We start from the raw sequence: 23,856 nt of genomic DNA, 5'->3' as shown, positions 1-23,856 counted from the left end.
GGGCTGGAATTACTTGGGCAACTGCGGGGTATTTGCGGCTATCATTGCACCCTTGAATCAGCTTACGAGATTGCTAATTAGATGTCAGAACCCAAAGGCGTAAACGGCTACCTGATCACCAAACGTGCGGACGGTTGGCACTTGATCAACTTCCATGGCGACAGCGTCGCGGGCGTTTTCGAGACCGAAAGCATGGCGATTGCGGTGGCCGAGGTGTTCGTGGATGAAGCAGGTCATGCATCGAGCAAGCGGCCAAAGGGCAAGTAAGCCACGCGGCCTTGCAGCAAAAGCCCCGCAAAGCGGGGCTTTTTTGTGTTTGGCTGTACCTAGATGGCAGTTCGCTATAATCTTCCGCCAACGCCCCACGACAGTGTCAGCGCCCCCCTCAACACCTTCGAAGACGACTCTCTATGAACAAGATCCTGGCACTCACTGCGGTATTGGCGCTGGCCGGTTGCACCACCACATCCGACACTTACCTGAAAAATGGTGAGCAAGGTTTGACCATCGACTGCTCGGGCGAAGCCAACTCCTGGGCCAGCTGCTACGAGAAAGCCGACGCTTCCTGCGCGGGCACCGGTTACCGCATCGTCGGCACCGACGGGACCCCGTCACTCAAGGGAAGCGAACAAACGCTGGGCAAGGACGTGGGCAATTTCAAAAGCCGCAGCGTCGTGGTGGTGTGCAAGTAGGCCTTGGTGCTACAGGTGAACTTCGGCGAACTTGATCCCGAGGCTGCGCAGGGTTTCGATCAAGTCATCCAGGCGCGGGAATGACTCGACCTCATCCTGATCGTCCACCAGGAAGTAACTGCGGCCGTCACTCTTCTTGAAAAATACGATCCACTCGCCCAGGTCGGCAGGGTTCTGGATGACGTGGGTCGCCGTGATCTGACCTTCAGCATGGCGGGCTTTGACGTGTTCTCGCTTCATAATGGGACGTTCCAGGCGGGGCAAGGCCGCTCAGACCCAGGGTTTGAACGGCATTCTTGTAGGCAGTGACCGACAGTTTAACGGATGCCTTGCCGATCGACACGCCATTGGGCGCGCCCATCAGCCCGCTCGGCTTTATGGGTTGAGTACCGGATAACACAGAAAAAACCCCACCGGACAGGAACGAAGATGCTCGTCCTGCCCAATGGGGCTCTTATCGGATTCAGTTCGTGGAAATACGCCCTGTGTTAGCCGGAAATGCAATCCTCCCCGGCTTTTTTCACATCGCCCGGCCGAATCGGCACGTTGGACATGCTTTCATAGAGCTTGATGCTGCTGCCACTGGAGCGGTCCTCGATTTCGAAGATCGCTGACGGATCGGCCGAAAACTTCTGCGGCACGATCACTTGAATACCTTCCTTATGCGGTTCGATCTGTGGCGGACGACGTGTCGCCTCCAACTTGCGTACCACGCATGCCGCATATTCCTGCGGCTTTTTCCCGGAAATGACCACCAACGTAGGTGGGGTCTGCTTGATATCTGCAACCGAAGCACACCCAGCTATTGCCAAGGCCAGCACCAACACACTCCACTTCATACTAAAACCTCCGATAAAGACCCTACGACAGCGGACACAGGAATTTTCTCCCGCCAATGTAGGATTTATCTCTGAAAACTCGGTAAATAACTGTTTTAAATTGTCGAAGTCGTCGACGACAGCCCGATAATAAACGCGCTGGGGCTGATAAACTCCATCTTAACCTACGTATCGTTCTGATTTTTCAGAAAAAGCCCTTCTGGAGACACCCCATGAAATTCATCCATCAGCGTGAGCACCTTAACGAGGGAGACATTGTTGTCATCGAATGCTCACAGACCTGTAATATTCGTCTGATGAGCGATGCGAATTTTCGCAGCTTCAAGAACGGTGGGCGCCACACCTACCACGGTGGCGCCTTCGATAAATTTCCGGCGAAAATCACCGCGCCCAGCACCGGTTTCTGGAACATTACCCTGGATGTGGTCACGCGCCGCGCCATCAGTGTTACCCGCAAACCGGCGCTGTCCCACAAGATTCGCATTGTTCGTCGCACCAGCACCAAGCTGAGCTGACCCGAACGCCGCAAGGAAAAAAGCTGTGAACACCACTAAATACGTTATCAAGTACAAGCTCAACGGCGAACGTCGCTTCGAATTCGCCCAACTGACCAGCAACAGTGTCGAGGAGGCCCGGCAAGCCCTGGCGAAAATCCACGATGCAAGCGACGAAATTACTGACATCAACGTGAGCAAGGCGCTGTAAGCCATGCCGGGGCCTACCGCTGACCTGTTCGCCGATGATGCCCTGCAGCAACCTGCAAGGCGCGAACAGATTGGCGAAGAGTCTTACGTCCTGGGAGGCTACGGCCTGCCCTGGATTGATCGTTTATTGCCTGAGTTGCGGCGTGTCCTGGCCCAGTCGCCGTTTCGGCAAATGGTCACGCCTGGCGGTTTTACCATGTCGGCCGCGCTGAGCAGTTGCGGCGCGCTGGGCTGGACCACCGACACGCGCGGCTACCGCTACAGCGCTCTCGATCCACGCAGCCAGCAACCTTGGCCGGCAATGCCCGACGCACTGCGCGAATTGGCCATCTCGGCGGCCAACGCTGCAGGTTTCAGCGATTTCTCGCCGGATGCCTGCCTGATCAACCGCTATGTGCCCGGTGCAAAAATGTCGCTGCATCAGGACAAGAACGAGCAGCGCTATGACGCGCCAGTGGTGTCGGTGTCCCTCGGCCTGCCGGCGATTTTCCTGTTCGGCGGCCATCAGCGCAGTGACAAGACGCAAAAAGTCTCGCTGTTCCACGGTGATGTGGTGGTCTGGGGTGGCGTGGATCGCCTGCGCTTCCATGGCGTGATGCCGGTCAAGGAAGGCGAGCACCCGATCATGGGACCGCAACGCATCAACCTGACGTTTCGCACCGCCGGCTGATTTGAGCGCAAGCTTCGGAGTGTCGCGCGCGAACAGCAGGGTTAATCTGCCGATCACCACTCAAGAGTGCAGGCCATGAACCACTCACTAGACCCACGCTGGGCCGCCATCGTGGCCCGCGATGCCAACGCCGATGGACTGTTTGTGTACGCTGTGAAAACCACCGGCGTGTACTGCCGGCCCAGCAGCGCCTCACGTTTGCCGCGTCCGGAAAATGTCGAATTCTTCGACACTCCGGAACACGCCGAAGCCGCCGGTTATCGTCCCAGCCGACGCGCCGCCGGCGACCAGACGCAACTGGCCGCCCACCATGCAAAGCTGGTCGCCGAGGCGTGTCGTCAGATAGAACAGGCCCAGACGCCACCCAGCCTGGACGCGCTCGCACGCCATGCCGGCTTGAGTTCGTTCCACTTCCATCGTGTGTTCAAAGCCATCACCGGCCTCACCCCCAAGGGGTACGCCGGCGCTCTGCGCTCGCGCAAGGTGCGTGATGGGCTCAAGGCGCAGCAGTCGGTCACTGATACGCTGTACGACGCCGGCTTCAATTCCAACAGCCGCTTTTATGCAGCGGCTGACCACTTGCTTGGCATGAAGCCGCAGGAGTACAAGGCCGGCGGTGCCAACAACCGGATTCGCTTTGCCGTGGGCCAATGCTCACTGGGGGCGATTCTGGTGGCGCAGAGTCAACGCGGCGTGTGTGCGATCTTGCTGGGCGACGAGCCGGATACGCTGGTACGCGACCTGCAGGACCAATTTCCCAACGCCGAACTGCTCGGCGCGGATCGGGATTTCGAACAATTGATCGCCCAGGTCGTGGGCTTTATCGAAGCGCCCGCCCTGGGCCTGGACCTGCCGCTGGATCTACGCGGCACGGCCTTCCAGGAACGGGTGTGGCAGGCGCTGCGGGATATTCCGGTGGGCAGCACGGCCAGCTATGCGCAGATTGCCCAGCGTATCGGCGCGCCCACGGCATTTCGCGCAGTGGCCCAGGCCTGTGGCGCCAACCACTTGGCGGTGGCAATCCCCTGCCACCGCGTGGTGCGCAGTGACGGCGCCCTGTCCGGCTACCGCTGGGGCGTAGAGCGCAAGCGCACGCTGCTGGCGCGGGAAACATCGGACTGACCCCGCTGCATAAAGCACTGCCCTCGTCCAGTGAATAAAACAGACTGGCCGGGCGCCAAGGGCCCTGCTAAAACAGCGAAAAGCCTCACTGACGCTGGAGACGCATCCCATGAGCACCTGGCCAGACACGCGCATTCTCGACCTGCTGGGCATCGACCTGCCCATCATCCAGGCCCCCATGGCGGGCGCGACCACCACCGCCATGGTGATTGCCGCCAGCCAGGCCGGCGCACTGGGGTCCATGCCTGCGGCTGCGCTGAGCATCGAGCAACTGCGTGAAGCGTTGACCACCATCCGCCAAGCTGGCACCCGCCCCGTCAATGTCAACTTTTTCTGCCACCAGGCGCCGGACGCGAACGAGGAACACGAGCGCCGCTGGAAAGCGTTGCTCGAACCCTACTATCGCGAGCTGGGCGCCGATTTTGATGCGCCGACCCCGGTCTCCAATCGTGCCCCCTTCAATGAAGCGGCGTGTGAAGTGATCGAAACCTTGCGCCCTGAAGTCGTCAGCTTTCACTTTGGCCTGCCGGAAAAAGCCTTGCTGGACCGGGTAAAAGCCACCGGCGCCAAGGTGGTGTCGTCGGCCACGACGGTCGAGGAAGCGGTCTGGCTGGAACAACACGGCTGTGATGCGATTATCGCAATGGGCATCGAGGCCGGCGGGCACCGCGGTATGTTCCTCAGTGCCGACCTCAACAGTCAGATCGGCTTGATGGCGCTGCTGCCGCAAGTCGTCGATGCCGTCGGCGTGCCGGTGATTGCCGCTGGTGGTATCGCGGATTCGCGCGGGATGCTCGCCGCGTTTGCCCTGGGCGCCTCGGCGGTGCAGATCGGCACGGCGTACCTGTTCACCCCCGAAGCCAGTGTCAGCGCTTCCCACTACCATGCCTTGCGGCATGCCCAGGCCAGCGAAACGGCCCTCACCAACCTGTTCACCGGTCGCCCGGCGCGGGGCATTGTCAATCGCGTGATGCGCGAGCTGGGCGCGATCAACGCAGCCGCGCCAGCGTTTCCACGGGCCGGTGGCGCATTGCTGCCTCTGAAGGCCAAGGACGAAGCGGGCTTCAGCAACCTGTGGGCCGGCCAGTCCTTGCGTCTGGGTAACGACCGCTCAACGTATGACCTGACCCGCGACCTGGCTGAGCAGACATTGGCCAAGCTGCGCTAGGCCTGTCGGCACACGGCGCAACTTCGCACTGTACCGGCACCGGGTAACCGCTATATATTCCCGTACATAGCGGTAACAAGCCGTACACCCTCAAGGAGTTGCTTCATGATGATCCGCGCCGCGCGCCTGGCCCCCCTGCTTGCCGTCTTCGCCCTGGGTTCGGCGCAGGCCGATGAGGTACAAGTGGCCGTCGCCGCCAACTTTACCGCGCCCATCCAGGCGATTGCCGCCGACTTCAAGAAAGACACCGGTCACACGCTGGTCGCGGCCTACGGCGCCACCGGGCAGTTCTATACCCAGATCAAGAATGGCGCGCCGTTCCAGGTATTCCTCAGTGCCGACGACACGACCCCGCAAAAACTCGAGGCCGAAGGCGAGACCGTCAAGGGCTCGCGCTTTACCTACGCGGTGGGCACCCTGGCCCTGTGGTCGGCGAAAGACGGCTACGTGGATGCCCAAGGTGAAGTGCTCAAGCGCAATGCGTTCAAGCACCTGTCCATCGCCAACCCGAAAACCGCGCCGTATGGCCTGGCCGCCACTCAAGTGCTGGCCAGGGAGGGCTTGACCGACCAGGTCAGGGACAAGATCGTCGAAGGCCAGAACATCACCCAGGCCTATCAGTTCGTGTCCACCGGCAACGCCGAGTTGGGCTTCGTGGCACTGTCGCAGATTTACAAGGACGGTAAAGTCTCCAGCGGTTCGGCGTGGATCGTGCCGTCGTCCCTGCACGACCCGATCAAGCAAGACGCGGTGATCCTCGCCAAAGGCAAGGACAGCGCCGCCGCCAAGGCCCTGGTCGACTACCTGAAAGGGCCGAAGGCCGCTGCGGTGATCAAGTCCTACGGTTATGCGCTGTAAATGCCGCTGACGAGCGCCGATTTTTCCGCGATCTGGCTGACGATCAAACTGGCCTCGCTGACCACGGTGATCCTGCTGCTGATCGGTACGCCAATCGCCCTGTGGCTGTCGCGCACCCGTTCCTGGTGGCGCGGTCCCGTCGGTGCAATCGTTGCGTTGCCGTTGGTGCTGCCGCCCACGGTCATCGGCTTCTATTTACTGTTGACCATGGGGCCCAATGGCTACGTCGGCCAGTTCACCCAGTGGCTGGGCCTGGGCACCCTGACCTTCAGCTTCGCCGGGCTGGTGATTGGCTCGGTGATCTACTCCATGCCCTTCGTGGTGCAACCGTTGCAAAACGCGTTCGCGGCCATCGGCACGCGCCCTCTGGAAGTGGCCGCGACCTTGCGTGCGAGTCCCTGGGACACGTTTTTCACGGTGATCCTGCCGTTGGCTCGCCCAGGTTTCATTACCGCGTCGATTCTGGGCTTCGCCCATACCGTCGGCGAGTTCGGCGTGGTGCTGATGATCGGCGGCAATATCCCGGACAAGACCCGGGTGGTCTCGGTGCAGATCTACGACCACGTCGAAGCCATGGAGTATGCCCAGGCCCACTGGCTGGCCGGCGCGATGGTGGTGTTCGCGTTCCTCGTATTGCTGGCGCTCTACTCCAGCCGTAAAACCCACATGGGCTGGAGTTCATCGCGATGATCGAGGTACGCCTGCACCTGAAGTACACAGGCTTCGCGCTGGACGTGGAACTGCAATTGCCGGGCCGTGGCGTAACCGCTCTTTACGGCCCTTCCGGCTCCGGCAAGACCACCTGCCTGCGCTGTATCGCCGGCCTGGAGCGCGCCGATGACGGATTTGTGCAGATCAACGACGAGGTCTGGCAAGACAGCCGTAACGGGCTGTTCGTGCCGCCGCACAAACGCGCCCTGGGCTACGTTTTCCAGGAGGCGAGCCTGTTTCCCCATCTGTCGGTGCAGGCCAATCTGGCGTTCGGCCTCAAGCGCATCCCACGTGCGCAGCGGCGCGTGGACATGGCCCAGGCCACTGAGCTGCTGGGTATCGCTCACCTGCTTGCGCGCGACCCGCAGCACCTGTCCGGTGGTGAGCGCCAGCGCGTCGGCATCGCTCGCGCCCTGCTCACCAGTCCCCGCTTGCTGCTGATGGATGAACCCCTGGCGGCCCTCGACAGCCAGCGCAAAAACGAAATCCTGCCTTACCTCGAACGCCTGCACGACGAACTGGATATTCCGGTGCTGTACGTCAGCCATGCCCAGGACGAAGTGGCGCGCCTGGCCGACCACCTCGTCTTGCTCGCCGACGGCAAGGCCCTGGCCAGCGGACCTATCGGCGAAACCCTGGCGCGGCTCGATCTGCCCCTGGCACTGGGCGACGATGCCGGTGTGGTCGTCACTGGCCGCGTGATTGCCTATGACGACCACTATCAATTGCTCACCCTGCAACTGCCCGATTGCCTCTTGCAGATACGTGTGGCCCACACGCCGATGGCTTTGGGCACACAGCTGCGGGTGAAGATTCAGGCACGTGACGTAAGCCTCAGCCACCAGGCGCAAGCGCACAGCAGCATCCTCAACCGCCTGCCGGTGACCGTCATCCAGGACGTCGCGGCGGATAACAGCGCCCATGCACTGGTGCGCCTGGATGCCGCCGGCACGCCGTTGCTGGCGCGCATCACGCGGTTCTCCCGCGACCAACTGAATGTGCAGCCGGGGCAAGTGCTGTGGGCGCACATCAAGGCGGTGGCGGTGCTCGCCTAAACCATTTGGCACGACCGCAGGAAGACGCGGTCAATCAGACATACCGGCCTGATCCATTGCCAAGGAACCCGCACCATGCACGACTCTTCGCTGCCCGCCGATCTGCCCCGCGACCTGCATTACGTTGACGACAGCCAACCCGGAATCCGCCGCAAAAAGCTGCGCGGCAAGTTCCAGTATTTCGCTCCCGACGGCGAGCGCATCACCGATGCCGATGAGATCAAGCGCCTGAATGCGCTGGCGGTGCCGCCCGCCTACACCGATGTGTGGATCTGCGCCGACCCGCGTGGCCACCTGCAAGCCACCGGCCGCGACGCCCGTGGTCGCAAGCAGTACCGCTACCATGCGCGCTGGCGTGAGGTGCGCGACAGCGACAAGTACGCGCGGCTGCAGGCGTTCGGCGCTGCCTTGCCCAAGTTGCGCAAACAATTGGAAGCACAGATCGCCCAGCCCGGGTTCACCCGCGAAAAGGTGCTGGCCACGGTGGTGATGTTGCTTGATGCCACGCTGATCCGCGTCGGCAATACCCAGTACGCCCGCGACAACAAATCCTACGGCCTGACCACCCTGCGCAACCGTCACGTGGACATCAAGGGCAGCGAGATAAAATTCCAGTTTCGCGGCAAGAGCGGCGTGGAGCATCAAATCAGCGTCAAGGACCGGCGTCTGGCCAGCGTGGTCAAACGCTGCATGGAACTGCCCGGGCAAAACCTGTTCCAGTACCTGGACGAAAACGGCGAGCGCCATACCGTCAGCTCCCAGGACGTCAACGCGTACCTGCATAGCCTGACCGGCGAGGATTTCACCGCCAAGGACTACCGCACCTGGGCCGGCACGGCCATGGCACTGGCGGTGTTGCGCGAATTGGCGTGGCAACCGGAGTCCGACGCCAAGCGCCATGTGGTGGCGATGGTCAAGGACGTCGCGAGGCAACTGGGCAATACGCCGGCGGTGTGTCGCAAGTGCTATATCCACCCGGCGGTGCTCGAACATTTCAGCCTGGGTGAGCTGTCCAAGCTGCCCAAGCCTCGGGTGCGCAAGGGCCTCAAAGCCGAAGAAGTCGCCTTGGCGATGTTCCTTGAGCAACTGGTCGCCGACTTGCCCAAGCCAGCCAAGGTGGGTTAGCCTCCAAATCCCTTCTGACTCTCGGGACGATTGCCGACGTGAACAACTAAGCCTTCCAAAAATGCCTCTGCAACGAGCCGCCTGGCGCGCTTGTTGGCCTGTTCGACATTTTCCTGGAGGTGCTGATGACTCACGTCAACCGGCTGCCCGCATTGATTTCCCTGCAACACCTGTGTTTCCAGTTCGCCAATGGCGACACCGTGCTGGAAGACCTCACCTTGTCCATCGACCAGACGCCCACCGGGATCGTCGGGCGCAACGGGCGCGGCAAAAGTATCCTGGCGCAATTGATGGCCGGCATCCTGCAGCCTTCCTCCGGTACGCTGAAAGCACCGGCCCATGTGGTGTACGTGCCCCAGACCGTGGTGGTGTGGCCCGGTGCGACCGTCGCCGATCTGACCGGTACCGCCCAGTGCCTGGCCGCCCTTGAACGCATGATTCAGGGCGTGGGTCTGGCCGGTGACCTGGAGCTGATCGATGAGCGCTGGGACCTTGCCGAACGCCTGCGTACGGCCTTGGATACGGCAGGTTTGCCATCGCTCAGCGCCGCTTCGCAGGTTGATCGTCTCAGCGGTGGCCAATTGGCCCGGGTCGCACTGATCGGCGCATGGCTGGCGGCGCCGCAGTTGTTGATCCTCGACGAGCCCAGCAACCACCTCGACAGTTGCGGGCGTGCCTGGCTGCTGCAGCAATTGGCTGCCTGGCGCGGTGGCCTGGTGGTGGTCAGCCATGATCGGCAGCTGCTCAACACCATGGGCCGGATCATCGAACTGTCGCCCCTCGGTGTGCAGGCTTACGGCGGCAACTACGCCGCCTATCTTGAGCAACGCGACGCCCAACAGCAGGCGGCTAACGCAGCGTGGGAATGCGCCCGCGAGCAGCGCAGCCGCGAACGTCAACGCTTGCAAAAGGCCCATGACAGCCTGCAGCGCCACGCGGCGCACTCACGCAAACAGGCCGAGACCGCCAACGTCGACCGGTTTACCAGGGCGCGCTGGAAAAGCGCGGCCACGCAAATCGTCAGCGCCCGGGGCAGCGCCCATCGCGATCACAAAGACGCACTCGACGCGCAGGTGCGCCAGGCCTACGAGCGTGTGGTGGACGAGACGCCGACCTTGCTGACCTTACCCGGTTCGGCGCTGGCCAACGGTCGCCAGGTGGTCAGCCTGCAACAGGCGCAGTTGCCCTGGCTGGATCCGCGTGCACCGTCAACCTATCTGAGCCTGGACCTGACCGGGCCTGTGCGCGTGGCGGTGCGCGGGCCGAACGGTTGCGGTAAATCGAGCTTGCTCAAGTTGCTTGCCGGGCAATGGCACGCCGTCAGTGGCACGTGCGCGGTCTCGGTGCCCTGCGCCTATATCGACCAGCACCTGACGCTGCTGGACGACCAGCGCAGTATCGTCGATCAGCTCAACCTGCTCGACACGCCGCTGGTCGAAGGCGAACTGCGTACGCGCCTGGCCTTGCTGCAACTGGATGCCTTGCGCGTGACCCGACCCGCGGGGCAACTCAGCGGTGGCGAGCGGTTGAAAGCGGCGATGGCGGTCGCTTTGTGGCGCGCAACACCGGCGCAACTGTTGCTGCTCGACGAGCCGACCAATCACCTGGACCTGGAGACGGTGATGGCCTTTGAACAGGCCTTGAAGGGCTTTACCGGCGCGCTGGTGGCGGTGTCCCACGATGAAGCGTTCCTGCAGGCGATCCAACCCAGCCATTACCTGAGCTGGTACAGCAGCGGGTGGCGCCTGGAGCCTGTGTGATCTGATTGCACGCAGTCGCAAAGCGTCCTAGGGTAGTGGCCGGATAATCTCACTGGAAACCGGCCGATGCTGCCTTCGCCCCTCAAGCCCTCCGCCAATGCTGCCCTCGCCCATCGACAACGCTGGCGTGGACGCGTGGGCTTGCTGCTGGTGGCCGGTTTGTCGGTACTCGCTGGCATGACCGATGCCATTGGTTTCATGGCCAGCGGCGATTTTGTCTCGTTCATGAGCGGCAACACCACGCGCCTGGCGGTCGCGATCAGTGCAGGCGACGGGGGGCTTACCGCGCGCCTGGTATTGCTGGTTGCCACCTTCATCATCGGCAACGCGCTGGGGGTTATCGTCAGCCGCTTGAGCAAGCGCCACGCGCTGCCCTTGCTGCTCAGCATCGGCGCCCTGCTCTGCGGTGCGGCACTGCTGCCCTGGTCCGATACGCTGCCCGCTCTGTTGGCGGCGATTATCGCCATGGGCATGCTTAACGCGGCCGTCGAGCAAGTCAATGGCGTGCCGGTGGGGCTCACCTATGTCACCGGGGCGCTCTCACGCTTTGGTCGCGGGCTGGGCCGCTGGCTGATGGGCGAACGCCGCAATGGCTGGCGCATGCAGTTGATCCCGTGGGCAGGGATGTTTGTCGGCGCGGTGATCGGGGCGCTGCTGGAACAGCAGATCGGGCTGCGCGCACTCTGGGTCAGTGGCGCATTGGCGGGGTCACTGGGCCTGGCGACCCTGGCGATTCCCCGGCGCTGGCAGCTGGGCTTCATGCCACGCTGAACACCAGGGTTTGGAAAAGAGGTGCCCGCCCGACGTTTCGGCCTCGACATCCGTGTACCGGTAAAGAGCCATCACGTCGGGCGAGCCGGTGAATAATAGGCCAATGCCCGACGGCTGTCCCGCCGGGCGTTTCCGAATATGACTAAGGCAAGGTATTACAGACAAGTGGCAAGCGCAGCCAGACGGCGTTTGGCGGGCATCGTGTCCTCCGCGGCGTAATACTTGACGCTAGAACCCGCCCCCGTGCTCTGTACATCCGCAAAGTAGTCACCGCCCGTGGTGTATACCGTAAAGCCTCCCGCCTCGGTGGCTTCCTTGAAGCCGCCGGCATCGATGCCGAACACGCTTTCGTCCTGCCAGCCGTACTGGATGCATTGGGCGACCACCAGGGTGGCCTTGTCCGACGCCATGGTCTTGTACGGGCTGCCCGCACGCGCCTCCTTCATCTTCGAACCCGCGCAGCCGGCCAGCGTCGCCAGTACCAATGCGCCTATCACCACTTTGTGCATGCCTGTGCTTCCTTGGGAAAACCGTGACTCTACCATTGCGCCGCCGCCAACTGACGCGCCCATGAACTTTGTTTCACTGTAAAGGCAAAGCCGGCGTCTTATAGTGGCCACGCTCATTTTTAGAAGTCTCCCTTCTGCCCGCCCTCCCGCGGGCTTTTTTTCGCCTGCGGTTCACAACCACCAGCGCAGCAGATAGAACAGCGCCATGCTCGACAGCACGGTGACCAGCACACTGCGCGTGCACAGCATCAACCCCACGGCGCACACTCCGGCCAGCAAGTAGGGATTGCTAAGGCTCAGGTCGAGCTGGTGGTCTTTGATGAAAATAATCGGCCCGCAAATCGCGGTGAGCATGCCCGGTACGGCAAACCCGAGGAACTCACGCGTGCCCCGATTGAGCCGTACCGGCAGGCGCGGCTCGATAAACAGGTAGCGATTGAAAAACACCACCAGCGCCATCGCCACAATCATCAGGTAGATCATCGCTGCCCTACTCCCAGGCGCTTGCAGGCGAACCCTGCGCTCATCCCCAATACGCCCGAGACCACCACCGCCGATTCCCAGTGCAGGTAACTCAGCCATACCGAACACAACAGGGAGACGGCGACGCAGACCACCGTCGGCACGTCGCGCACCACCGGCGTGATCAGGGCGATAAAGGTCGCGGCAATCGAAAACTCCAGCCCCAGCTGGTCCAGGCCGGGAATACTTTTGCCCAGGACAATGCCGGCCAGGGTGAACAGGTTCCAGATGATATAAAACGTCAGGCCGACACCCAGGGCATACCAGCGATTGAAGGTCTGGCGGTCATAGTGATTGACCAGCGCAAAGAACTCGTCGGTCAACAGAAAACCCAGGCTCATGCGCCAGCGGGTGTTGAGCGAGGACAGTGTCGGGCGCATGTGCATGCCGTAGAGCAAATGCTGGGAGGTCAGCAGCAAGGTGGTCAGCACGATGGAGAGCAGGCTGGCGCCGCTTTTGACCATGCCGATCGCCACCAGTTGAGCCGCACCGGCAAACACGATGGCGGACAGGCCCTGGGCTTGCAGCGGCGTGAACTGCGCATCGATGGCCATGGAGCCGGCGAGCAACCCCCAGGGGGCACAGGCCAGGGATAACGGAATGACAGCAATGGCGCCACGTGTGAACGCGTCACGAGGGAGGGCAGCAGGCATGGACTGGGCTCATCGACAAACAGTCGGCAAGCATGCAGCGCACTCGGGCGCTTGTCTTGAACGATCTTGCTCAGGCCAGTTTTACCGAAACCATCTCCACCGAATCGCGCGCTTCGCGCAGTTCGCAGGCGTCCTGATTCAACCGGTGAATGCTGTTGAGCAGGCGCTGGCGCAGCACTTCATCGCCGAGTTTTTCGACGGCACGCATGAGATCGAACGCCGCGGTTTCGTTATTTTCCGCGATGGAATCCAGGGTTTTGCGCAGGTTACGAGTGGCTCGGGTCACGCGGGAGCTTCCTTCATCAGCAATGGGCGGGCACTTTAGGACATTCGTGTTTCAGTTTAATTTCAATCACTTGTGGTCGATCATCGGGCAGTTGATCCACGTCAACCGAAATCAGGATTTGACTTACATGGCCGTTTATCCGCAATGCTGTTCAAATGCCTGGCCGATGCCGGCCGAGCACGGCTGACGCTATTAATCCTGCGCGAGCGCGAACTTTACGTAGGCGAACTGATCCATGCCTTGGATGACAGCCGGCCCTGCCTGCAGAACGACGCGTTGCGTCTGCAGGCAATGGGCGACAGACCACAACGGGCCAGCACCTGCTGCTGCGCCATCGGAGCGTTAATTCATGCTTGTCGCAATTGCGATTTTCCTTGTCACCATCGTGCTGGTCATCTGGCAACCCAAGGGCCTGGGCGTCGGCTGGAGCGCCAGCCTGGGCGCGATCCTGGCCCTGGCATGCGGGGTAATCAGCCTGGCGGATATTCCGGTGGTGTGGCACATCATCTGGAACGCCACCGGTACCTTTGTCGCCCTGATCATCATCAGCCTGTTGCTGGATGAAGCCGGCTTCTTTGCCTGGACCGCGCTGCATGTGGCGCGCTGGGGGCGTGGCCGGGGCCGGCGCCTGTTTGCCTACATGGTGCTGCTCGGCGCACTGGTGTCGGCACTGTTCGCCAATGACGGCGCGGCGTTGATCCTCACCCCGATTGTGATGTCGATGCTGCTGGCCCTGCGCTTTTCTCCGGCGGCGACGCTGGCATTCGTCATGGGCGCAGGCTTTATCGCCGACACGGCGAGCCTGCCGCTGGTGGTGTCGAATCTGGTGAATATCGTCTCGGCGGATTATTTCAAGATCGGCTTCAACGAATATGCCGCGGTGATGGTGCCGGTGAACCTGGTCAGCGTCGCCGCGACCCTGGCGGTGCTGCTGTGGTTTTTCCGCCGTGATATTCCGCAGACCTACGACCCGGCCGACCTGGAACAACCCGACAGTGCCATCCACGACCGTGCGACTTTTCGTGCCGGCTGGTGGGTGCTGGGTATTCTGCTGGTAGGCTGCTTCGCGCTGGAACCGCTGGGCATTCCCATCAGCGCGATTTCCGCGGTGTGCGCCGTGCTGTTGCTGGTGATCGCCGCCAAGGGCCACAAAATCTCCACGCGCAAAGTCTTGAAAGACGCGCCATGGCAGATCGTGATCTTTTCCCTGGGCATGTACCTGGTGGTGTACGGCTTGCGTAACGCCGGCCTGACCGATTACCTCGCCACCTGGCTCGACACCTTCGCCAGCTATGGCGTGTGGGGCGCGGCCATGGGCACCGGCGTGCTGACCGCGTTGTTGTCCTCGGCGATGAACAACCTGCCAACGGTGTTGATCGGCGCGCTGTCCATCGAGTCCAGCCATGCCGTGGGCGTGGTCAAGGACGCGATGATCTACGCCAACGTGATCGGCAGCGACCTGGGCCCGAAAATCACCCCTATCGGCAGCCTCGCCACTCTGCTGTGGCTGCACATCCTGGCGCGCAAGGGCATCACCATTACTTGGGGCTACTACTTCAAGGTCGGGATTGTGCTGACTGTGCCGGTGCTGTTGATCACCCTCGCCGCCCTGGCCTTGCGCCTGAGTTTCTAAGGAATGCCGTGATGAAAGTTCTGTTCATGTGTACCGCCAACAGCTGTCGCAGCATTTTGTCCGAGGCGGTGTTCAACCATCTGGCACCGCCGGGTTTCGAGGCGATCAGCTCAGGCAGTTTTCCCAAGGGCCAGGTACTGCCGCGCAGCCTGAGTACGCTGCAAGCGGCAGGCATCAGCACCGAAGGCTTGTACAGCAAGGGCAATGAGGCGTTCGAAGGCAGCCCGCCGGACGTGGTAATCACCGTGTGCGACAAGGCTGCGGGTGAAGCCTGCCCAGTGTATTTCGGACCTTGCGTGAAAACCCACTGGGGCCTGGAGGACCCGTCAGATGTTAAGGGGGATGAGGCCAGCGTGGAGGCCGCGTTCCAGAAAACGCTGGCGATCATCATCAGCCGTTGCCAGGCTTTTTTCCATTTGCCGTTTGCAACTATCAGTCCCGCCCAATTGAAGATCGAACTGGACCGCATCGCTTCCTAACCGACCGGTGTCCATGTCGAAGACGATCAGAACTGTGGGAGGGGGCTTGCTCCCGATAGCGGTGCGTCAGGTACACCTATTTGACTGATATGCCTCTATCGGGAGCAAGCCCCCTGCCACACAGTGCCGGTACTCGCTCAGAGCGTCCTATTACAGCACGCGATATTTGAAGTTAAATGAGCGCACACTTATCTGAACCAACTCTGAATACCCGATCATTTAATTAACCATGCGTTGACATTCTGTAACTGCCTGAGTAAATTGCCCCTGCCCGCCACAGGGGCCTTTTTTAAACCTCACAAAAGAAGCCAATGGACACAGTATCGAGTCGCTGTCCGAGCACCGCCTCAGCGGGCGTCGGGCGCCAAACCCAGAACATGACGGGACTCGCCTTCCAGGCCCGGTAAGCTGCGCTAGAGCTTGATGCTCCACCGTAACTGCCTCGCCGGTCGCGTGTCCGGTCCCGAGGTGTGTTATGACCTTCCAAACCCATGTTTTACTTGATGTACGCACCCTGGCCGCCGCCCTGCGCACCAAGCAGTGCCGTGCGCCCGCAGGCTTGCCCCCTGCCCCCGCAGCGTTTGTTTCATCCTCCCTGCAAGTGCGCCCGGCCCGCCCGCTGGCCCATTGGCGTGCCTGCCCGCAAAGCGGCCAGTGGGTGCAGCACCCGGATCACGCCGACCCTCAGGACCCGCAAAGACCCAGCGTTTCCAGCCTGGCCCGCACGGGCGTGATGCTCGGTTCTCACGTGAGCGCTCGCGCCGCCTGACCTGACTGGAAACAGTAACTTTCTTATTGATGCACTGGAGTTCCTTGTGAACTTATCCAGTCGTGAATTGCTGCGCGCACGTTAATAAACGCGTGCTCAGCATTTACGGTAAGTGATTATCCAGATCTTATTTAAACCGATCGCGAAGTTCGCGGCTCGGCATGCTTTCGCTCGCCTGTAAACAGGCAAGTAACGGGTATGTTTTGTCGAGAGTTGGCGACAGGAGTACACACCATGAGCGCCGTAAAAAACACGCCACTGCCGCAGAAAAAAAGCATCGACGACAACACCAGATTGTCGATGCGCGCCGCCCGCGAAGCCCGCAACGGCCTGTCGGCCACCCTGGCCAACGTACGCGCCACCCAGGATGGCCTGACCGAACTGGACGCCTCGGCGCGCCTGCACCGCGAAGGCTACAACGAAGTGGCCCATGACAAGCCGCCTCACGCCCTCGTCCAGTTCCTGCAGGCACTGAACAATCCTTTCATCTACGTATTGCTGACCCTGGGCGGCATCAGTTTTATCACCGATTGCTGGCTGCCGATGCAGGACGGCGAAGAAGCCGACCCTACCAAGGTCATCATTATCATGACCATGGTGCTGCTCAGCAGCCTGCTGCGTTTCTGGCAGGAACACCGCTCGGCCAAGTCCGCCGAGGCGCTCAAGGCGATGGTGCGCACCACCGCCACGGTGCTGCGTCGCGAACAGGTGGGCGCCCGGCCGACCCTGCGCGAAGTGCCGATGCGCGAGCTGGTCGCCGGCGACATCGTGCACCTGTCGGCCGGCGACATGATCCCCGCCGACATCCGCCTGATCGAATCCCGCGACCTGTTTATCAGCCAGGCGGTGCTCACCGGTGAAGCCTTGCCGGTGGAAAAATACGACACCCTCGGCGATGTCACGCAAAAGTCCGCGTCCCCACTGCCTGCCGACCAGGGCAACCTGCTCGACCTGCCGAACATCTGCTTCATGGGCACCAATGTGGTCAGCGGCAGGGCCAAGGCCGTAGTGGTCGCCACCGGGCCGCGCACCTACTTCGGCTCGCTGGCCAAGGCGATTGTCGGCTCAAGGGTACAGACCGCGTTCGACCGTGGCGTGAACAGCGTCAGTTGGTTGCTGATCCGCTTCATGCTGGTGATGGTGCCGATTGTGTTCTTCCTCAACGGTTTCTCCAAAGGTGATTGGGGCGATGCCTTCCTGTTCGCCCTCGCCGTTGCGGTAGGCCTCACCCCGGAAATGCTGCCGATGATCGTCAGCGCCAACCTGGCCAAAGGCGCCACGGCCATGGCCAGGCGCAAAGTGGTGGTCAAGCGCCTCAATGCGATCCAGAACTTCGGCTCGATGGATGTGCTGTGCACCGACAAGACCGGCACCCTGACCCAGGACAAGATCATCCTGGAGCATCACGTCAACGCCTTTGGCCAGCGCGATGATGCGGTGCTGTCCCTGGCCTGGCTCAACAGCTTTCACCAGAGCGGCATGAAGAACCTGATGGACCAGGCCGTGGTGCAGTTCGCTGCGCAGAATCCCAAGTTCGAAGTGCCGTTTGCCTACAGCAAAGTCGATGAATTGCCGTTCGATTTCGTCCGCCGGCGCCTGTCGATCATGGTCAAGGACGCCGTCGGCGATCATCTGCTGGTGTGCAAGGGCGCCGTGGAAGAAATGCTGAGCATTTCCACCCACGCCCTGGAAAACGGCGCCGCCGTACCGCTGGATGAGCGCCGCCGCGAGCAGTTGCTGGCGATCGCCAATGACTACAACGAAGACGGCTTTCGCGTGCTGGTCGTCGCCACCCGCACCATCCCTGCAGCGCTGGCGCGCCAGCAGTACACCACCGCCGATGAACGCAATCTGGTGATCCATGGTTTCCTGACGTTCCTTGATCCACCAAAGGAAACGGCCGGCCCGGCGATTACCGCGCTGCAACAGATCGGTGTGGCGGTCAAAGTGCTGACCGGCGACAACGCGGTCGTGACCAGCAAGATCTGCCGCCAGGTCGGCCTCGAGCCCGGCCAACCGCTGCTGGGGCCGCAAATCGAAGCGATGGACGACGCGACGCTGCTGCGCTGCGTGGAAGAACGCACGGTGTTTGCCAAGCTCACCCCGCTGCAGAAATCACGGGTGCTCAAGGCGCTGCAAGCCAACGGCCACACCGTCGGTTTCCTCGGCGACGGGATCAACGATGCGCCGGCCCTGCGCGATGCCGACGTGGGTATTTCGGTGGACAGCGGCACCGATATCGCCAAGGAGTCGGCCGATATCATCCTGCTGGAAAAGAGCTTGATGGTGCTCGAAGAAGGCGTGCTCAAAGGCCGCGAGACCTTCGGCAATATCATGAAGTACCTGAACATGACCGCCAGTTCCAACTTTGGCAACGTGTTCTCGGTGCTGGTGGCCAGTGCGTTCATTCCGTTCATGCCGATGCTGGCGATTCACCTGTTGCTGCAAAACCTGATGTACGACATCTCCCAACTGGCCCTGCCGTGGGACAAGATGGACAAGGAATACCTGGCCAAGCCGCGCAAGTGGGACGCGAAAAACATCGGTCGCTTCATGATCTGGATCGGGCCGACCTCGTCGATCTTCGACATCACCACCTTTGCCCTGATGTGGTACGTGTTCTCGGCCAACAGCGTGGAAATGCAGACCCTGTTCCAGTCCGGCTGGTTTATCGAGGGCCTGCTCTCGCAAACCCTGGTGGTGCATATGCTGCGCACCCGCAAGATCCCGTTCTTCCAGAGCACGGCCGCCTGGCCGGTGTTGATGATGACCGGCATCGTCATCGCCCTGGGCATCTACGTACCGTTCTCGCCCCTGGGCACCCTGGTGGGCCTGCAACCGCTGCCGCTGGCGTACTTCCCATGGCTGGTGGGCACCCTGCTCGCCTACTGCTGTGTCGCCCAACTGATGAAGACGATTTACATCCGCCGCTTCAAGCAGTGGTACTGACCCCCTCCGTTCAAACGGTGAAGGTCGCCCGACCCTCACCGTGCAACACAAGGATTTACTCATGCGCGTGTTGATCTGTGCAGGTCGGCATTACGCCGACAGCAAAAAGTCCCGCCAGGTGCTGGACGCTTACCACCGCCTGCGCCCGGTGCAGGTGCTGATCCATGGCGGCAACCAGTTCCTGGGCAGCGACATCGAGGAATGGGCCCGCGAAAACGCGATTGACGTGGTGCGCTATCCGCCGAATTGGCAACGCCACGGCAAGCAGGCGGAACGCCAGCGCAACCACTTCATGCTGGCCGACAGCCGCCCCGACGTGATCATCGCCCTGCCGGGTGGTGACGACACCTCGGAGCTGGTCTGCCAGGCCAAAGCCAGCGGCATTTCGGTGCTGAGCGTAGAAAGCTGAAATTCAAGCGAGGTGCATCATGCACAACCCTCACAAGCCAAAGCAGGCGGACGGGTTTGCCAAATACCGCGCGCGTCACTCGCGCAGTGTGCGTCCTACCCTGCTGCTGTTGCCGCCGGCCAAGCGCCGTGCGTTGCAGCGCAATCTGATATTCATCGGGGTGAGCCTGGGTGTCGTCCTGCTCATGGTGTTTTTTGCGAAGGCTCATGCGGCAGGCGGCGCCTATGTGGTGGACGATGGCGCCATCAATGCCCCTGGCGAATGTAATGTCGACGCCTGGCACACCGCCAACCGGCACGCCGGCGCTACACATAACCAAACCGTGTCGCCGGCCTGTACGTTCAACGAGATGCCCTCGGTGCAGTGGGGAACGGCATTGTCGCGCGCTACTGCCGAGGGCAAAGGCGAAACTCAAGTCAGCCCGCAAATAAAGGTACAGGTGCTGTCGCGGGACGATTGGGGGCTCGAACTGGCGATTGCCGCCGGGGCGCACTTTGCCCTGGACAGACAGCACACATTCGATGGCGCTGACTTCAACCTGCCGTTGACGTGGCAAGCCCTGGACGCTTTACGCCTGAATCTGAATGCCGGCTGGAATCATGCCTACAACGACGGGGACCAGCAGCAGCGCCTGACCTGGGGCGCGGGGTTTGAATATCGCGTGGCGGAGGTCCTCACGCTGCTCGCCGAGCGCTACGGCCAGGAAGGCGGAGATCAGGCCTGGCAGGCCGGACCGCGATTCCACGTCGGCGAGTCTGTCGACGTGGACCTGGTGCTCGGGCGCAGCCTGATCGGCGAGCGTGACCAGTGGCTGACCACGGCGGCAACGCTGAGGTTTTAGGCCTTGGCCTGCTGCTCAAGGTGCAATTGCAACTGCGGATCGATGTGCAGTTGCCCCGCCAGGTCGTCCAGGTAATTGCGCTCTGCATCCTGTTGGTCATCGACCAACAGGACACTGGCCAGATACACCTCGGCCGCCACCGCCGGGTCTGCGGCAAACTCGGCGAAATCCGCAGCATCCAGCGGCTTGGCGACTTCAGCGTCGAGCCACTCCTGCAATTGCGGGTCGTCAGTATGCTTGCCCAGCTCATTGGAAATCAGCTGCTGCTCTTTTTCATCAATGTGGCCATCGGCTTTGGCGGCAGCGATCAGCGCGCGCAGCACTGCATGGCTGTGCGCTTCGACTTGCGCGCCCGAGAGCTGGTCGGCTGTCTGGAAAGCGGGTTGCGCCTGGCTCGCCTGCTGGCTCTGCCAGGCCTGATACGCCTTGTAGGCCATCATCCCGAGAGAAGCCAACGCGGCGTAGTTCATCCCCCCGGCGCGCCCTTGTGTTGGACGCGTAGCCGCGCCACCGCCCAGCATGCCGCCGAGCCCACCCAATAAATCGCCGAGGCCGCCGCCCGAAGCATTACCGGCGCGGTTGCCCTTGAGCAGTCCTCCAAGCACCCCGCCCAAACCGCCGCCCGAAGAAGCGCCGCCCTGCCCTGCGCCGCGCAACAGTTGTTCCAATAGATCGCCGGTATTCATGGTGTCGCCCTCCCAGGCGCGTAGTGGCATTAATCAACCATAGTTCGCCGCCGATGGAACACCATGACCGCCGGGCGGGCAAGCTCTATGATGGTGCCACCACCACCTCAAGGGAGAACCCAGGTGAACCGAATCGAGCACATCGGGTTGATGGCCAACTACAATCAATGGATGAATCGCAAGGTCTATAAGGCTGCCGGCACGCTCACAGACGCGGCGTTGACTGCGGACCGGCAGGCATTTTTTGGCTCGATCCTGGGCACCCTCAATCACCTGGCACTGGGCGACACCGTCTGGCTCAAACGATTTGCCCAGCACCCGGCCGGGTTCAGCGCGTTGGCGCCCTTGAACGCCATCGCCACACCCGGCGACCTCAGGCAATTGGCGTTCGCAGACATCCGTGAACTCTCGACCCATCTGGCCTGGCTGGATCAACTCATCCTCGATTGGGCCCACAGCTTGCGCGACGCTCACCTGGACCTGCGATTGAGTTATCACACCATGGGCGGTGTAGCGTCTGAAAAACCGTTTTTCGGCCTGCTGATGCATTTCTTCAACCATCAGACCCATCATCGCGGCCAGGTCACCACATTATTGAGTCAGGCCGGCGTGGACGTGGGTGATACCGACCTGCTCGCGCTGATTGACTGAGCGGAGCCTGCCCCGCAGCGTAGATCACTGATCTGGCAGGTTTTTTCAGACCTGTGTTTGTGCAGGAAAGGATGCATCGAGGTTGCACCGAAGCGTCTGGATCTATATATTCGCAACCCTGCTGCACCGCGCTACCGCCCGAATGGCGAAACTGGTAGACGCATGGGACTTAAAATCCCCCGCTCGTAAGGGCGTCCCGGTTCGATTCCGGGTTCGGGCACCATAGATATCAAGGGCTTGCCGGGGAAACCTGGGCAGGCCCTTATCGTTTTTGCTCCGCAATTCTGAGATCTGCTCCGCAATTCCCCCTCCCCTGGCGTCCTGCCGAACGAATTCCCCACCTCTTTATCAGACCGAACTACCGTCCTGTACTAACGTTCTATCGAGATAGGCTTGGGCGCTTCCAAGCTATCCCGTAAGGAGCTAATTATGTCTGACGATTTGAAAAACCGCGGCCCGCAGGATCGTGCTCGAGTAAACACCTCGGAAGCTTGGGAGGTGAAGCATTGGACCAAAGAGTTTGGTGTAACTGAGCAACAGCTCAAAGATGCAGTGAAAGCTGTTGGTCCAATGGTTGACGACGTACGCAAGAAACTCGGTAAGTGAAGAGTGGTAACGCCCCGCGTTCTAGCGGGGCTGTTTCCTGAACCTCATTGCGGTTATTGCGCTGCCAGCACTCCCTGCTACGCTGTTCACCTCACGGAGAACTCGCCATGCCCAATTCCGATTTGATCCCTTCCCTGCTTTCCAAACTCTAAGAAAACCAACTCGCCCTTGAGGCGTCCATCATGGAATTATCCAACTGGGTGGAGCAGCGTGGCTCTGCCGAGATAGCGGATAATGTTCGTGGCGCCCTTCAAGCCATCGACGATAACGAGGATTTCATCAAACTGACTCTGGCGGTATTGATGAGTCCTGAATAACAGCTACTTGCAGGCTACAGCCCAAAGCTGGTCCAGCTTGGTGGTGTAGCTCTGGCTCATCATCTCCCGACGCATACCCCCGTCGGGATTGGTGGGCACGCTAGCAGAACGAAGCGTTCCCCTTGCCGTTGACGTTTCCGCCAGAGTCCACTGACTGAAGCGCAGGCCACGCAAAACGGACGCGCACAGCGCAAAGCTGGGTGTGTTGCTGATGGCACGCACCCATGGCGTCCCACTGCGCAGCTCGGTACTGATCGTGGTTTCGTTCTCAATCGAAGGGGTGCCCTGGATATAGCTTTGGTCCACGGCCCCGGTACGCCACTCCCACTTCACGTTTGGGAAGTTCATGTTGCCCTGAGGGTCTTGCAGGGGGGTGTTGTCGAGGTAGATGTCGCGCGCGGTTGGCGTGCCTTCGAACTCAGCACCCTGCGGCTGAATGTCCACGAAATATTGGGAGCCTTCTGTAAAGACCGTATATCCATTATCGCGCCCCGGCTGAAGCGTTGCGCCAGGCGTACCCCCGAATATTGGCTGGTTCTGCCACTCGTAATGAACGCACTTAGCCAGTGCAGCGTCGGATTTTTTTGAGGTCAACACTTTGTATGGCCCCTCTTGGCGGGCCTCGTTCATCGTTGGTGCCATACACCCAGCCAGCATCGCCACCGCTACCGCCGCTATCAAAATCCGAATGATCACCCCTGAATATTTGACCCGCTAAAATTGAAAAAACTGAACGAGATCTTCCCGCCACTCAGATCTCTGATTTCATACCGAATTCTGTCGAGGCCATCATATACACGGGAGGCCTCAAGATGCATGAACTGGGTCAGGCCGCCACCGAATCCGTTCAACTCAAGAGCGCTGACATCATGAAAAATTAGCGATACCGCGTCCGAACCTGACTCATTGGCAGACAGCACCAACTCCAAATCGTATTTGAATTCGTTGAATTTGATGTCAATTGACATCACACAGTCCTGCTCTCGCAGCAGGCCGTTCAAGCGATCAAGTCTATACATGTGTCCACCCGTCTGGGATCAAATGCAACACCACGCGCATGTCGTTCCCTCT

30 protein-coding genes, 1 tRNA gene and 3 pseudogenes are annotated in these 23,856 nt (G+C 61.1%); 24 read left to right on the top strand and 10 right to left on the bottom strand.

Features of this window, described 5'->3' with window-relative positions; translation table 11 throughout:
- Positions 1-81: 81 nt before the first annotated feature.
- Together CIB54_RS22965 and CIB54_RS22960 are read left to right on the top strand one after the other, a co-directional pair.
- Positions 82-267: a hypothetical protein gene (locus CIB54_RS22965; RefSeq protein WP_017528082.1), complete on the top strand. Its 186-nt coding sequence runs from the start codon at positions 82-84 to the stop codon at positions 265-267.
- Positions 268-410: 143 nt separating this feature from the next.
- On the top strand, positions 411-692 hold the full coding sequence (locus tag CIB54_RS22960; protein WP_101221052.1) for a hypothetical protein: 282 nt from the start codon (positions 411-413) through the stop codon (positions 690-692).
- 9 nt (positions 693-701) lie between these two features.
- On the opposite strand, the gene CIB54_RS22955 is transcribed toward CIB54_RS22960, so the two are convergent.
- Both CIB54_RS22955 and CIB54_RS22950 read right to left on the bottom strand, forming a co-directional pair.
- A complete protein-coding gene (locus CIB54_RS22955; RefSeq protein ID WP_065952691.1) occupies positions 702-932 on the bottom strand; it encodes a hypothetical protein in 231 nt (76 codons plus the stop codon).
- Between the two features lie 248 nt (positions 933-1,180).
- A complete protein-coding gene (locus CIB54_RS22950) occupies positions 1,181-1,531 on the bottom strand; it encodes a hypothetical protein (RefSeq protein WP_065952690.1) in 351 nt (116 codons plus the stop codon).
- 212 nt (positions 1,532-1,743) lie between these two features.
- Between CIB54_RS22950 and CIB54_RS22945 the strand changes: the two genes are divergently transcribed.
- The 11 genes from CIB54_RS22945 to CIB54_RS22900 all read left to right on the top strand — a co-directional run bounded on the left by CIB54_RS22945 (position 1,744) and on the right by CIB54_RS22900 (position 11,475).
- On the top strand, positions 1,744-2,046 hold the full coding sequence (locus tag CIB54_RS22945) for a DUF1883 domain-containing protein (RefSeq protein ID WP_003173824.1): 303 nt from the start codon (positions 1,744-1,746) through the stop codon (positions 2,044-2,046).
- A gap of 25 nt (positions 2,047-2,071) precedes the next feature.
- Complete coding sequence (locus tag CIB54_RS27510) at positions 2,072-2,236, top strand: hypothetical protein (protein ID WP_163001619.1); 165 nt, start codon at positions 2,072-2,074, stop codon at positions 2,234-2,236.
- A 3-nt stretch (positions 2,237-2,239) separates the two neighbouring features.
- Positions 2,240-2,905, top strand: coding sequence for a DNA oxidative demethylase AlkB (gene alkB / locus CIB54_RS22940; protein WP_101221051.1), 666 nt, complete (start codon positions 2,240-2,242; stop codon positions 2,903-2,905).
- Between the two features lie 75 nt (positions 2,906-2,980).
- Positions 2,981-4,027 carry a bifunctional DNA-binding transcriptional regulator/O6-methylguanine-DNA methyltransferase Ada gene (ada, locus tag CIB54_RS22935; protein ID WP_101221050.1) on the top strand — a complete coding sequence of 349 codons (1,047 nt, stop codon included), beginning with the start codon at positions 2,981-2,983 and terminating at the stop codon, positions 4,025-4,027.
- A gap of 109 nt (positions 4,028-4,136) precedes the next feature.
- Positions 4,137-5,195 (top strand): NAD(P)H-dependent flavin oxidoreductase, encoded by a 1,059-nt coding sequence (locus CIB54_RS22930; protein WP_101221049.1) that lies wholly within the window; start codon positions 4,137-4,139, stop codon positions 5,193-5,195.
- 105 nt (positions 5,196-5,300) lie between these two features.
- On the top strand, positions 5,301-6,053 hold the full coding sequence (gene modA, locus CIB54_RS22925; protein ID WP_065952686.1) for a molybdate ABC transporter substrate-binding protein: 753 nt from the start codon (positions 5,301-5,303) through the stop codon (positions 6,051-6,053).
- A complete protein-coding gene (gene modB, locus CIB54_RS22920; protein WP_101221048.1) occupies positions 6,054-6,743 on the top strand; it encodes a molybdate ABC transporter permease subunit in 690 nt (229 codons plus the stop codon).
- The gene (modC, locus tag CIB54_RS22915) at positions 6,740-7,819 is read left to right on the top strand and encodes a molybdenum ABC transporter ATP-binding protein (protein WP_101221047.1); all 1,080 of its coding nucleotides are present in this window, start codon (positions 6,740-6,742) and stop codon (positions 7,817-7,819) included. Before modB ends, modC begins: the two co-directional genes overlap by 4 nt.
- A 75-nt stretch (positions 7,820-7,894) precedes the next feature.
- Entirely contained in the window at positions 7,895-8,944 is a 1,050-nt protein-coding gene (locus tag CIB54_RS22910; RefSeq protein WP_065952683.1) for a DNA topoisomerase IB, read from the top strand.
- A gap of 125 nt (positions 8,945-9,069) precedes the next feature.
- Positions 9,070-10,704, top strand: coding sequence for an ATP-binding cassette domain-containing protein (locus CIB54_RS22905; protein WP_101221046.1), 1,635 nt, complete (start codon positions 9,070-9,072; stop codon positions 10,702-10,704).
- Between the two features lie 66 nt (positions 10,705-10,770).
- Positions 10,771-11,475 (top strand): YoaK family protein, encoded by a 705-nt coding sequence (locus CIB54_RS22900; protein WP_065952681.1) that lies wholly within the window; start codon positions 10,771-10,773, stop codon positions 11,473-11,475.
- 155 nt (positions 11,476-11,630) lie between these two features.
- Here CIB54_RS22900 and CIB54_RS22895 read toward each other — a convergent pair whose 3' ends face one another.
- The 4 genes from CIB54_RS22895 to CIB54_RS22880 all read right to left on the bottom strand — a co-directional run bounded on the left by CIB54_RS22895 (position 11,631) and on the right by CIB54_RS22880 (position 13,445).
- Entirely contained in the window at positions 11,631-11,984 is a 354-nt protein-coding gene (locus tag CIB54_RS22895) for a hypothetical protein (RefSeq protein WP_101221045.1), read from the bottom strand.
- 171 nt (positions 11,985-12,155) lie between these two features.
- The gene (locus tag CIB54_RS22890; protein ID WP_065952679.1) at positions 12,156-12,467 is read right to left on the bottom strand and encodes an AzlD domain-containing protein; all 312 of its coding nucleotides are present in this window, start codon (positions 12,465-12,467) and stop codon (positions 12,156-12,158) included.
- Positions 12,464-13,159: an AzlC family ABC transporter permease gene (locus tag CIB54_RS22885; RefSeq protein WP_065952678.1), complete on the bottom strand. Its 696-nt coding sequence runs from the start codon at positions 13,157-13,159 to the stop codon at positions 12,464-12,466. Before CIB54_RS22885 ends, CIB54_RS22890 begins: the two co-directional genes overlap by 4 nt.
- A 70-nt stretch (positions 13,160-13,229) precedes the next feature.
- Positions 13,230-13,445, bottom strand: coding sequence for a hypothetical protein (locus tag CIB54_RS22880; RefSeq protein ID WP_065952677.1), 216 nt, complete (start codon positions 13,443-13,445; stop codon positions 13,230-13,232).
- A gap of 144 nt (positions 13,446-13,589) precedes the next feature.
- Between CIB54_RS22880 and CIB54_RS27745 the strand changes: the two are divergent.
- The 7 genes and pseudogenes from CIB54_RS27745 to CIB54_RS22845 all read left to right on the top strand — a co-directional run.
- Positions 13,590-13,772, top strand: a pseudogene (locus tag CIB54_RS27745) (transcriptional regulator); the annotation flags it as partial.
- Between the two features lie 22 nt (positions 13,773-13,794).
- A complete protein-coding gene (locus CIB54_RS22870) occupies positions 13,795-15,078 on the top strand; it encodes an arsenic transporter (protein ID WP_101221044.1) in 1,284 nt (427 codons plus the stop codon).
- Between the two features lie 11 nt (positions 15,079-15,089).
- Positions 15,090-15,557: an arsenate reductase ArsC gene (locus tag CIB54_RS22865; protein WP_101221043.1), complete on the top strand. Its 468-nt coding sequence runs from the start codon at positions 15,090-15,092 to the stop codon at positions 15,555-15,557.
- Positions 15,558-16,032: 475 nt separating this feature from the next.
- Positions 16,033-16,326 carry a hypothetical protein gene (locus CIB54_RS22860; protein WP_101221042.1) on the top strand — a complete coding sequence of 98 codons (294 nt, stop codon included), beginning with the start codon at positions 16,033-16,035 and terminating at the stop codon, positions 16,324-16,326.
- A gap of 234 nt (positions 16,327-16,560) precedes the next feature.
- Positions 16,561-19,275, top strand: coding sequence for a magnesium-translocating P-type ATPase (mgtA, locus tag CIB54_RS22855; RefSeq protein ID WP_101221041.1), 2,715 nt, complete (start codon positions 16,561-16,563; stop codon positions 19,273-19,275).
- Between the two features lie 61 nt (positions 19,276-19,336).
- The gene (locus CIB54_RS22850) at positions 19,337-19,684 is read left to right on the top strand and encodes a DUF2493 domain-containing protein (RefSeq protein WP_065952671.1); all 348 of its coding nucleotides are present in this window, start codon (positions 19,337-19,339) and stop codon (positions 19,682-19,684) included.
- Between the two features lie 19 nt (positions 19,685-19,703).
- Positions 19,704-20,525 (top strand): hypothetical protein, encoded by an 822-nt coding sequence (locus CIB54_RS22845; protein WP_101221040.1) that lies wholly within the window; start codon positions 19,704-19,706, stop codon positions 20,523-20,525.
- Here the strand turns inward: CIB54_RS22845 and CIB54_RS22840 are convergent.
- Positions 20,522-21,211, bottom strand: coding sequence for a tellurite resistance TerB family protein (locus CIB54_RS22840; RefSeq protein ID WP_065952669.1), 690 nt, complete (start codon positions 21,209-21,211; stop codon positions 20,522-20,524). The genes CIB54_RS22845 and CIB54_RS22840 overlap by 4 nt on opposite strands.
- A gap of 123 nt (positions 21,212-21,334) precedes the next feature.
- Here CIB54_RS22840 and CIB54_RS22835 point away from each other — a divergent pair, with 123 nt between their 5' ends.
- From CIB54_RS22835 to CIB54_RS22820, 4 genes and pseudogenes are all read left to right on the top strand, one after another.
- Positions 21,335-21,862 (top strand): DinB family protein, encoded by a 528-nt coding sequence (locus CIB54_RS22835; protein WP_101221039.1) that lies wholly within the window; start codon positions 21,335-21,337, stop codon positions 21,860-21,862.
- Between the two features lie 136 nt (positions 21,863-21,998).
- Positions 21,999-22,085, top strand: a tRNA-Leu gene (locus CIB54_RS22830).
- Between the two features lie 206 nt (positions 22,086-22,291).
- Positions 22,292-22,468 (top strand): DUF3606 domain-containing protein, encoded by a 177-nt coding sequence (locus CIB54_RS22825; protein ID WP_065952667.1) that lies wholly within the window; start codon positions 22,292-22,294, stop codon positions 22,466-22,468.
- Between the two features lie 107 nt (positions 22,469-22,575).
- Positions 22,576-22,785 (top strand): annotated as a pseudogene (locus CIB54_RS22820) (hypothetical protein).
- A 3-nt stretch (positions 22,786-22,788) separates the two neighbouring features.
- Here the strand turns inward: CIB54_RS22820 and CIB54_RS27865 are convergent.
- The 3 genes and pseudogenes from CIB54_RS27865 to CIB54_RS22805 all read right to left on the bottom strand — a co-directional run bounded on the left by CIB54_RS27865 (position 22,789) and on the right by CIB54_RS22805 (position 23,753).
- Positions 22,789-22,959 carry a DUF4113 domain-containing protein gene (locus CIB54_RS27865; RefSeq protein ID WP_256544607.1) on the bottom strand — a complete coding sequence of 57 codons (171 nt, stop codon included), beginning with the start codon at positions 22,957-22,959 and terminating at the stop codon, positions 22,789-22,791.
- Positions 22,910-23,205, bottom strand: a pseudogene (gpJ, locus tag CIB54_RS22815) (TipJ family phage tail tip protein); the annotation flags it as partial. The gene CIB54_RS27865 and the pseudogene gpJ, both read right to left, overlap by 50 nt.
- 272 nt (positions 23,206-23,477) lie before the next feature.
- Positions 23,478-23,753: a hypothetical protein gene (locus CIB54_RS22805; protein WP_232790600.1), complete on the bottom strand. Its 276-nt coding sequence runs from the start codon at positions 23,751-23,753 to the stop codon at positions 23,478-23,480.
- Between the last annotated feature and the right edge of the window lie 103 nt (positions 23,754-23,856).

It is taken from the genome of Pseudomonas fluorescens, from assembly GCF_002837185.1.
Lineage (GTDB): Bacteria > Pseudomonadota > Gammaproteobacteria > Pseudomonadales > Pseudomonadaceae > Aquipseudomonas > Aquipseudomonas fluorescens_AM.
This window is presented reverse-complemented; position numbering and strand designations above follow the sequence as displayed.

Coding starts and splice junctions, on each gene's coding strand:
- CIB54_RS22910 (WP_065952683.1), top strand. CDS start 7,895: ATGCACGACTCTTCGCTGCCCGCCGATCTGCCCCGCGACCTGCATTAC.
- CIB54_RS22905 (WP_101221046.1), top strand. CDS start 9,070: ATGACTCACGTCAACCGGCTGCCCGCATTGATTTCCCTGCAACACCTG.
- CIB54_RS22805 (WP_232790600.1), bottom strand. CDS start 23,753: ATGTCAATTGACATCAAATTCAACGAATTCAAATACGATTTGGAGTTG.
- modA (WP_065952686.1), top strand. CDS start 5,301: ATGATGATCCGCGCCGCGCGCCTGGCCCCCCTGCTTGCCGTCTTCGCC.
- CIB54_RS22930 (WP_101221049.1), top strand. CDS start 4,137: ATGAGCACCTGGCCAGACACGCGCATTCTCGACCTGCTGGGCATCGAC.
- CIB54_RS22840 (WP_065952669.1), bottom strand. CDS start 21,211: ATGAATACCGGCGATCTATTGGAACAACTGTTGCGCGGCGCAGGGCAG.
- CIB54_RS22955 (WP_065952691.1), bottom strand. CDS start 932: ATGAAGCGAGAACACGTCAAAGCCCGCCATGCTGAAGGTCAGATCACG.
- ada (WP_101221050.1), top strand. CDS start 2,981: ATGAACCACTCACTAGACCCACGCTGGGCCGCCATCGTGGCCCGCGAT.
- modC (WP_101221047.1), top strand. CDS start 6,740: ATGATCGAGGTACGCCTGCACCTGAAGTACACAGGCTTCGCGCTGGAC.
- CIB54_RS22945 (WP_003173824.1), top strand. CDS start 1,744: ATGAAATTCATCCATCAGCGTGAGCACCTTAACGAGGGAGACATTGTT.
- CIB54_RS22860 (WP_101221042.1), top strand. CDS start 16,033: ATGACCTTCCAAACCCATGTTTTACTTGATGTACGCACCCTGGCCGCC.
- CIB54_RS22870 (WP_101221044.1), top strand. CDS start 13,795: ATGCTTGTCGCAATTGCGATTTTCCTTGTCACCATCGTGCTGGTCATC.
- CIB54_RS22845 (WP_101221040.1), top strand. CDS start 19,704: ATGCACAACCCTCACAAGCCAAAGCAGGCGGACGGGTTTGCCAAATAC.
- CIB54_RS22890 (WP_065952679.1), bottom strand. CDS start 12,467: ATGATCTACCTGATGATTGTGGCGATGGCGCTGGTGGTGTTTTTCAAT.
- CIB54_RS22865 (WP_101221043.1), top strand. CDS start 15,090: ATGAAAGTTCTGTTCATGTGTACCGCCAACAGCTGTCGCAGCATTTTG.
- CIB54_RS22885 (WP_065952678.1), bottom strand. CDS start 13,159: ATGCCTGCTGCCCTCCCTCGTGACGCGTTCACACGTGGCGCCATTGCT.
- alkB (WP_101221051.1), top strand. CDS start 2,240: ATGCCGGGGCCTACCGCTGACCTGTTCGCCGATGATGCCCTGCAGCAA.
- mgtA (WP_101221041.1), top strand. CDS start 16,561: ATGAGCGCCGTAAAAAACACGCCACTGCCGCAGAAAAAAAGCATCGAC.
- CIB54_RS22950 (WP_065952690.1), bottom strand. CDS start 1,531: ATGAAGTGGAGTGTGTTGGTGCTGGCCTTGGCAATAGCTGGGTGTGCT.
- CIB54_RS22965 (WP_017528082.1), top strand. CDS start 82: ATGTCAGAACCCAAAGGCGTAAACGGCTACCTGATCACCAAACGTGCG.
- CIB54_RS22960 (WP_101221052.1), top strand. CDS start 411: ATGAACAAGATCCTGGCACTCACTGCGGTATTGGCGCTGGCCGGTTGC.
- CIB54_RS22825 (WP_065952667.1), top strand. CDS start 22,292: ATGTCTGACGATTTGAAAAACCGCGGCCCGCAGGATCGTGCTCGAGTA.
- modB (WP_101221048.1), top strand. CDS start 6,054: ATGCCGCTGACGAGCGCCGATTTTTCCGCGATCTGGCTGACGATCAAA.
- CIB54_RS22895 (WP_101221045.1), bottom strand. CDS start 11,984: ATGCACAAAGTGGTGATAGGCGCATTGGTACTGGCGACGCTGGCCGGC.
- CIB54_RS22850 (WP_065952671.1), top strand. CDS start 19,337: ATGCGCGTGTTGATCTGTGCAGGTCGGCATTACGCCGACAGCAAAAAG.
- CIB54_RS22900 (WP_065952681.1), top strand. CDS start 10,771: ATGCTGCCTTCGCCCCTCAAGCCCTCCGCCAATGCTGCCCTCGCCCAT.